Source organism: Moritella sp. (genome assembly GCF_033791185.1).
Classification (GTDB): domain Bacteria; phylum Pseudomonadota; class Gammaproteobacteria; order Enterobacterales; family Moritellaceae; genus Moritella.
Window position 1 is genome coordinate 1 of record NZ_JASJHF010000072.1, and the last position, 8,120, is coordinate 8,120.

Sequence of the window (8,120 nt, forward strand, 5' to 3'; positions counted from 1 at the left end):
GTCACCATCACCTTCATATTGACCACCTTCAGTCCTTCGACCTGTATCGGTATCGATATAATCCATTTGCAGATCAAGCACCATCATATTGACCGTGGTTTTCTGTTCACCCATATGCGTCATCGTCGCCGGGTTAGTCCAAGTTGCTGTCGCAGTTTCGGTATAGACACCATCACCGGCACCTGTTGTACCCGCGTTAGCAACAACCGCTTCTTGTAACAGTAGACCACTGGCATTGGCGTATGTCGAACAAATCAATAATGCTAATAGTGTTTTTTTCATCAGAATATCCATCAATATGGGTCATAAAAATATACCGATATGATAGATACAAAGTACGGCAGAAAAATCAGTGATATTACGGATTCACTTTGGTTTTTTTAATCAACAAAACAAACAGTTTACCGATTAATTTTTCACCAAAAATACGCTGCGCCCAAAACATTAATTTCGCATCAAGTGTGCTTTGGTAACTCAGTCGAGGTGAAGTGCTAAAACCTGCTTTTATTAAGGTATTCACCGTTGAGCTAGTGTCGGAACCAGACTGATACGCATGTGTGGTAATACAGCACGCGCGAGTCTTGCAGCGCCATAGACATTGGTATCAAACTGCTGATGTACTTTTTCGATACTGGTTTCTTCTACAGGCCCTGCAATGGCAAATCCGGCGTTGGCATACACAATATCAATATGCCCGACTTCTTTAGTCATGACATCGACGATATCAGTCAGATCTTGTTCTGAACATACATCGACTCCATGTATTTTAGCGCCAAGAACGGCAAGGTTATCGAGTTTATGCAGTCGGCGAGCACCGCAATAAACATGATGATTATCCTTCAAAAGTTGAATAGCTAAGTCGTAACCAATACCTGAAGAGGCACCAATGATAAGTATATTTTTTTCATAATACGGTTTCTCTCATTAGATTAAATCTATGTGTTGAGAAATTATACGGATTGACGGGAACTGGAAATACGGTAGTTTTACGGATTTAAACATTCATTTAACGGTAATAAAGCCGAGTCAAAAAGTGATTACTACATCAGGCTAGGCACGGAAAATATAACCGTTCCTAATTATCGAGCCCATCACCTAATTCTAAAATCTATATCGCCTCGCTCTGAAATCTGTATAATCCAGCTAAATTTGTCCGTCCTAACTCGGTAAACGTATGCACTTGAGTATGGCGATCGACATATTATTGAGTGTTAAGTTACCAGCGTTTGTTTTATACGTGCTGATAAGCTATATCGATTAAATTTTAAATTGTAATTTTCAGGTGGAATAATTGAGTAAAAACAACGAGTCACATTTAGTTTCTGGTCGTGAATGTGGTGAATGTACTGCGTGTTGCGTGGTACTTCATATTGATGATGACAATTTTAAAAAACCTGCAGATCAAGTTTGTGAAAATTTGATGGAGAAAGGTGGCTGTAAAATCTATACCAAAAGACCGTCTGTGTGCCAAGATTGGCACTGTGCATGGCGCTTCATGGCACAGTTGGACGAAAGCTGGCGCCCTGATTTATCGGGGATCATGTTGCGTTCAGATGAAAACGGCATCATTTTCCAGCCAATACGCGATCCTAAAACCGTGTTAATAAAAGCACAAGCAATCGAGTTAATTGGTGGTGGTGTAGCGCAAGGTATTCCTATGTCTATGTCTATTCCGATTCAGAAAGGTTACCGTAGTTATAGTACATCTCTCAATGAACCTTTAGAGATCGCGGTGCAATCTAGAAATCTTGTTACGATTCAAGAAAAAATGCTTGAGCTGATTGAATTTTCATTAGCACAAAATACAGCACGAATCCCAATCATCGAAAATTAAAGTGGCGTAGTATAAATGGCTAATTTTAATATAAAAAATTCATTTTAAATTAGTCATGTCGAATAAAGCAATAGACTTGATATCAAGCCTATTACTTCGCTGACTTGGCTCTTATTTAAATCAACTATCAAACAACTCGGTAACTTTGCGTAATGGTTCTAATTCTGCGGTTACACGTTGTTTTTTTGCTTGTAAGATAGCCATGGTTTCTTCTAAACACAACATACCCGATTGCCACGTTGCCATGTATTTCAAACTATCATCCACACCATGATCACGACTGTAATTGAGCATTTCTTTGCTGCCAGTAACCGCTAACGGTGAATGCGCTGCGATTTGGCTGGCGATGTTTAACACCCCGTCAAGCATGGCTTCTTGAGTGGCAAATACTTGATTAACCAAGCCGTGTTTATCCGCTTCTGCAGCACTAAAATTACGTCCGGTATAGGCTAACTCACGCACTATGCCCTGCGGTAAAATACTCGGTAAACGCTGTAACGTGCCCAGATCTGCAGTAATGCCTAATTCCACTTCTTTAATGGTAAAGAAAGCATCTTCAGTGCAGTAGCGCATATCAGAGGCGGCGATAAGATCCAACGCACCGCCAATGCAGCCACCTTGAATCGCGGTTAATACCGGTACTCGCAACTGCTCAAGATCAGTAAATACCTGCTGTAATTGCATCACAAAACGGCGCATAGCTTCACTGACTCTGGCTTTATCTTTACCCATAGGGAAGTTATCAGGGCTTTGGAATACGTCTAAATCCATACCAGCACAGAAATGCGGGCCTTGTGCCGAAATAACCAAAACACGTAAATCATCATATTCTGACAGTGCAGCAATAGCCGCAGGGAATTCACGCCAAAAGCCCAAGTCCATTGAGTTGAGTTTTTTAGGCCGATTAAACTGGAGGTGGGCAACGCTGTTTGCAAAGGTTAGATTAAAAGTTTTATAACTAGATTCAGATTTCATTTTATCAGCTCCTTGATCATGATTACTTCATGCTAACAAAATCAAACACTGCCAGCATTATCTTTAGTCCACATATTATTATCTGCATCTGACAATTGACTAAACTCTTCATCTGTATCTATTTTCCCCCCTTATAACAAGTGCTATGTGGCAGTGCTCTCATAAAAAATTAAAAAATGTGAAGTCAACCACAACGCAGAAAATACGTATCACTTTAGGAATGGTTGCATTAAAGGTTGTGATCAAAATCGCTAAATTAATAACTCTAAATGGGTATCATAGCCCCAAGTTAGAGTTATTACTCTATATTTGATTGTTAGTTTATAAATTTATTGGAGGTATTATGAACATTCCTGTTTGGCAATATGTTGTATCGATGAGTATATACATATTATTCTTATTACTCTTGGTTGAAGGCATGCGCCGTACACCACGACTTACAACCGCTTTTTGGTTACTATCGCTAGTAACAGCTCCTCTTTGGGGTGATAACATTGACGGTTGGTTCCGCTGGGTTAAGACAGTAAGTGTACTGATCCCAACGGCTATCATCGTTGGTGGTGCGCGTATCGCTTGGTTATATAATGATAACCCGAATAAATTCCTGTCGTTCTTCCGTGGCGAGTGGGTATTAAAAGTACTTTACATGGTTCTGTTCCTGAATATCGCCGAAGCAACAGCGAAAGATTTCGCACTAGCAAACTACTTCAATGCTATTTGTGGTGTGATCTTATGTATTACAATTCCATTCCCACGTTACAAAAATGGTCAACGTCTATATTGGGTTGTCGGTAAAGACAAACCAAATGATGTCCTATTTTACTCAACAGCGGCATGGAACTTCCTATACACGACTTGGAACATGGCGTTCGTATTTGGTGAGCACCCAGCGTTCTTCGCAAGTTCATTCTGTATCTTAATGGCTGCTGAACTATACCCTGTTATCAAAGGTCGTCCGGAACTTTACATCACAGCGCGAATTTTCACACTCGCCTTCCATATCTTGGCTCGTGCTACGAATCCAGAAATGTTCGAAGTAATGGATTCATCAAGCTGGGCAAACCAAAGCGTCGTATATTATTGGGGTCTTATTAACTTGGTTCTACACGTTCCATTTGTTATCTGGTACTTCAAAACGCAGAAAGAAAGTCCAACTGGCGAGCCACCATGTAGTGATAACCAACCATTAATTAGTGAGTACGCAGGTACAGAACTAGACCCTGCGTGGAAAGGAAGACTAAGCAAAGCTTAACCACATAAATCGTAATCAATACCGAGTGCCCACTGTGATGGGCACCAGTTAAATTCTAAAACAAAGGAAAATAATAATGACAACCAGGATTAACTCACTGTTTATAGCAATGTGTGCCTTGTTATTCATGTTGTTCGCTAGCGGTGCTCACGCAGGGCCGCCAAGTGATGATATGACATATGTAGCTAACGTTGAAGGTGAAATATGGCAGGGTACACGAGATGGCCAGCCAGGCCAAGGTAGCCTATTTTATCGTTTAGAATTTGGCGCTGACAATCAAGTTGTAGTGACAAAGCAATCGGGTGGTTTTAATCACTCAGAACCACACGCATACCGTCAAGAAGGCAATCAAGTAATCATCGAAAGTAGCAGTGATGCACTAATTGGTGATTTTGATGGCGCAACAATGACATTCTATGCAGAAGATCGCATGTTGTTTGAAATTCCAGGTGACCAGTTTAAAGTTCACAAATGGTATGCTAAACGCGCTTATGGCCACGTATTTTTCGTACTAATTGGTTTAATGTTATTAAACGAATTATGTCGTCGTGTACCAAAATCGAACTACGTTATCTTCTTCATTCTACCTGTAGTATTACTACCACTTTGGTTGAGCTACGATGTTACATACTGGTTTAAATGGATAAAACTATATTCAGTAGTTGGTGCTGCCGCATTATTCACGCTTATCAGGTTTACCAAAGTAGGTAATATGAAGTGGGCTAAATTCGGCGCTGCTGCATTCCTTGTAATCAACATCTCTGAAGCGGTTGCTCAAGATTTCAGTATGGGCCTGAGTATTGGCGCTGCTGCAAACATCCTTAATGCTATCGGTGGTATTTTATCTATCATTACGCTTACTGCTTGGGCTAAGATCTACGCAGATAAATCGAAAGAAAGAGATATGATTTGGCCAGCAATGACATCATTCTGGATCATCGCCTATGATGTTTGGAACATTGTTTTCGTATACCTCAACTTCCCTGGTTCTGCTGCTGCACAATTCATGGTACTTGTTGCTGCGACACTGCCTGCAATGCTTATTAAACCTGGTACTTGGTTACAAGCACGTGCAATCACACTTGCTGGTTCATTCATGTACTACTTCTCAAACCCTGCAATGTTCGAAAGTAACGTAGTTATGTTACCGCGTACTGATAACTTAATGTTAGCTGCTGGTTTAGCTAGTTTCGTTATTAATGGCGTACTTGCTGTAACTGTATTTGGTCCTAAATTGAAAGCGCGTCAAGCAGCTAAAATGGCATAACGTTAGCCATCAATAAGACAGTACAAATATAGGTTAGTAGGTTAGTAGGTTAGTAACATAGCATGAAAATATAGCCTTGGAAGTTAAGGCTATATTTACTACTTCCCCTTTGATGACACGAATAATTGTCAGGTTTAATGCCGCCTATATTTTACAAAAACAGTTAAACGAAACGAAACTGAGAGCCAAAGCACACCCTGAAAATAAATACCCATTAAGTATTACTAACAGATAGTTTTCGTGACTCTAATCACGTAATAATTATCCAAAATTTTATATCATGGCTTCAGATTAGAGTTAAAGCTCTACAGACAAGCAAGACTCTAAGTCATTATTTATAAATAGATAAATTATGACTTTAGAATGTAGTTTGCCGATTAAGAGCAACAAACTCTGAATATATGAACCATAAAATATCCTATTTAATAAATAATGACCAACGGAGTCAAACATGAAAAAAACAATAATCACTCTTGCAATTTTAACGTCAATGTCTTCAGCAATGGCAGTTGCTGACGAAGCTAAAGCTGATATCGACATGTCAGATCCAACCGACGTATATACCACGGTCGGTCTTTCTTACGGTGATGCTGGTTTAGATTTTAAAGGCATGTTGATGCTTTCTAGCACGGAAACACAAAAAACAGGACTGATTTTTGAAGCTAAAAATATGCTTGACGAAGATTCATACGACGCTCCCGATTTTAACAAAGGGATGGCGGCTGTTATGGGCGGAGCAACAAAAGAAGTAAGTTCACGTTCTTACCGTTTACGCTGGGGTACAATTAATACCCAAAATGGTTTAGGTTGGTCAATTGACGCGGTTAGTGCAGAGCATCCTGTTTACGGTCAACTGACTGCGGTACAAACCGGGCCAAACATGACGATCCCCATTGGTGACAACTTCCTAATTTGGCCTATTGCTTATGTCGGTGGTGTTATCCTAGAAGACACGAATATAGAAGGTCTTATATCTCAGGGCGGACAGAGCGATCCGATGACAACTGATGGCGTGAATATTGCCTCAGCAATCGTAACCGGTATGGTTTATGCGCGTTATGCTATTACCGACCAACTATGGGCACTTGGTAGCTACTCTTATACTACTGATATTCAAGGTAAATCATGGTCTGATGATATTATGGACGGCGGCTTACAGATGGCCAATGCCAAGTACGACCTGACTATTGGTTATCAGTTCACACCGCGTCAAAATGTAACCTTGATTTATACCGGTGATGACAGCGGTTCAGATAGTGATACATTTGCGGTTGGTTATAACTACGCTTTCTAATTATAAGTAACAATAAATAAAGGCTGTATTTAAATAATGATACAGCCTGATTACATGACGAATAAATAATAGCAGGAACAATACAATGAAAAAAAAAGCTTTAGTACTAACCAGCCTATTAATGATGAGCACTGGTCTTCAAGCTGCAACGGAGATTTCAGGCGTCAGCGTACCAGACAGCATTACACCACAAGGTGAAAATTTACAGTTTAATGGCGCAGGTATTCGCAGCAAGTTCTTTATCGATTTATATGTTGGTTCATTATTTACCAGCGAAAAAATGAACCAAGGTAATGATGTTATTAATAGTGCTGAAGCCGCGGCTATTCGCTTAAATATCACATCAAATATGATCACATCAGAAAAAATGATCAAAGCAATGAAGGAAGGTTTCGAACTGGTAACCGCAGATCAAAATAATAACCTAGATACCAAAATAGCAGACTTTATTGATACTTTCGCAGAACCGATTAAAAAAGGCGATCAATTCACCCTATTAAGTGTGCCAGGTGAAGGATTGATTAACTATAAAAATGGCGAATTTATGTCAATTACACCTGGAGAAGACTTCAGAAAGGCAGTTCTTGCAATCTGGTTAGGTGATAAACCAACAGATAAAAGCTTAAAAAAAGATATGCTTCAAAGCTAATGCATCAAAAAAATCGGCTGCTTAGTGCTGTTAGGCAGTCTCCCCCTCCCCCCTCAGTCATCACAATATCGTGGTTCAAGGAATCAATAGCATGAATCCATTTTCGCTATGGCGAACCCTGTTTTTTCCACAAAAAAATGATTGGGATAAAAACCAAATTCAATTTGTTGAAATCATCCTTTTTTTTACATTATTATCTTTTATTACTGGGATTTACAGTTTTGTAAAATGGTACAACCATGATCAACAGATGCTCATCTATACCTCCCTATTTTTGATTTTCGCTGAATTCGCTGCCGCACTCGTATTACGCTTATTTAAAGCCATCAACCTCGCACTACATATCGGCTTTACAGGGATGGTCATTAACGCTTTAAATCTTGTTTATCAAACCGGCGGCGTGATAGTTTCACCGCAAGCGTTCTGGATCCCACTGCTTATTATCTCTTTTTTCCTCACTGCAAGTTTAACCATGGCGATAGGCTGGAGTGGTATTGTCATGGCTATCACGGCTTGGATGATTAACCAATCTTTGCATAACATTGGTCCAGCGAATTTAGCCTTGTCCGAAGCGGGCACAATGCTAGAGACTTGGTCTGGTATTATGGTGCCGCTGGTGATAATTTGTATCGCCCAAGCCTATACCGCCAAACAACGTCAAAAAGCCACCCTTGCATCCTTGTTTGCACAACAAGAAAGCCAAGCTGCAGCAGAAAAATCTCAACAAGAAGAACAAAATTTAAGCCGAGTATTGGCATTAGCGGGCGATAATGCCAGCCAATTAACGACCGTTGCAGAACAGCTATCACAACAATCGAATGAGCTACACAGTCAAGTTGATGATCTCAA

8 protein-coding genes and 1 pseudogene are annotated in these 8,120 nt (G+C 40.1%); 6 read left to right on the forward strand and 3 right to left on the reverse strand.

The features are described 5' to 3' along the window. Positions 1–282, reverse strand: a 282-nt coding sequence (locus QNK26_RS04350; RefSeq protein ID WP_319221040.1) for an outer membrane protein transport protein, incomplete at its 3' end; no start/stop codon positions are given. Between the two features lie 234 nt (positions 283–516). After that, a complete protein-coding gene (locus tag QNK26_RS04355; protein ID WP_319221042.1) occupies positions 517–843 on the reverse strand; it encodes an SDR family oxidoreductase in 327 nt (108 codons plus the stop codon). A 448-nt stretch (positions 844–1,291) separates the two neighbouring features. Here QNK26_RS04355 and QNK26_RS04360 point away from each other — a divergent pair, with 448 nt between their 5' ends. After that, on the forward strand, positions 1,292–1,834 hold the full coding sequence (locus QNK26_RS04360) for a hypothetical protein (protein WP_319221043.1): 543 nt from the start codon (positions 1,292–1,294) through the stop codon (positions 1,832–1,834). Positions 1,835–1,954: 120 nt separating this feature from the next. Here the strand turns inward: QNK26_RS04360 and QNK26_RS04365 are convergent, their stop codons facing one another. After that, a complete protein-coding gene (locus QNK26_RS04365) occupies positions 1,955–2,809 on the reverse strand; it encodes a crotonase/enoyl-CoA hydratase family protein (RefSeq protein WP_319221044.1) in 855 nt (284 codons plus the stop codon). Positions 2,810–3,152: 343 nt separating this feature from the next. Here QNK26_RS04365 and QNK26_RS04370 point away from each other — a divergent pair, with 343 nt between their 5' ends. From QNK26_RS04370 to QNK26_RS04390, 5 genes and pseudogenes are all read left to right on the forward strand, one after another. Continuing rightward, positions 3,153–4,061, forward strand: a complete 909-nt coding sequence (locus QNK26_RS04370) for a hypothetical protein (protein ID WP_319221045.1) — start codon at positions 3,153–3,155, stop codon at positions 4,059–4,061. 76 nt (positions 4,062–4,137) lie between these two features. Further along, positions 4,138–5,328: a DUF5692 family protein gene (locus QNK26_RS04375; protein ID WP_319221046.1), complete on the forward strand. Its 1,191-nt coding sequence runs from the start codon at positions 4,138–4,140 to the stop codon at positions 5,326–5,328. A gap of 451 nt (positions 5,329–5,779) precedes the next feature. Further along, the gene (locus tag QNK26_RS04380; RefSeq protein ID WP_319221047.1) at positions 5,780–6,622 is read left to right on the forward strand and encodes a hypothetical protein; all 843 of its coding nucleotides are present in this window, start codon (positions 5,780–5,782) and stop codon (positions 6,620–6,622) included. Positions 6,623–6,707: 85 nt separating this feature from the next. After that, on the forward strand, positions 6,708–7,271 hold the full coding sequence (locus QNK26_RS04385) for a chalcone isomerase family protein (RefSeq protein WP_319221048.1): 564 nt from the start codon (positions 6,708–6,710) through the stop codon (positions 7,269–7,271). A gap of 91 nt (positions 7,272–7,362) precedes the next feature. Next, positions 7,363–8,120: pseudogene (locus QNK26_RS04390) on the forward strand (chemotaxis protein); the annotation flags it as partial.

Coding starts and splice junctions, on each gene's coding strand:
- QNK26_RS04365 (WP_319221044.1), bottom strand. CDS start 2,809: ATGAAATCTGAATCTAGTTATAAAACTTTTAATCTAACCTTTGCAAAC.
- QNK26_RS04370 (WP_319221045.1), top strand. CDS start 3,153: ATGAACATTCCTGTTTGGCAATATGTTGTATCGATGAGTATATACATA.
- QNK26_RS04375 (WP_319221046.1), top strand. CDS start 4,138: ATGACAACCAGGATTAACTCACTGTTTATAGCAATGTGTGCCTTGTTA.
- QNK26_RS04380 (WP_319221047.1), top strand. CDS start 5,780: ATGAAAAAAACAATAATCACTCTTGCAATTTTAACGTCAATGTCTTCA.
- QNK26_RS04385 (WP_319221048.1), top strand. CDS start 6,708: ATGAAAAAAAAAGCTTTAGTACTAACCAGCCTATTAATGATGAGCACT.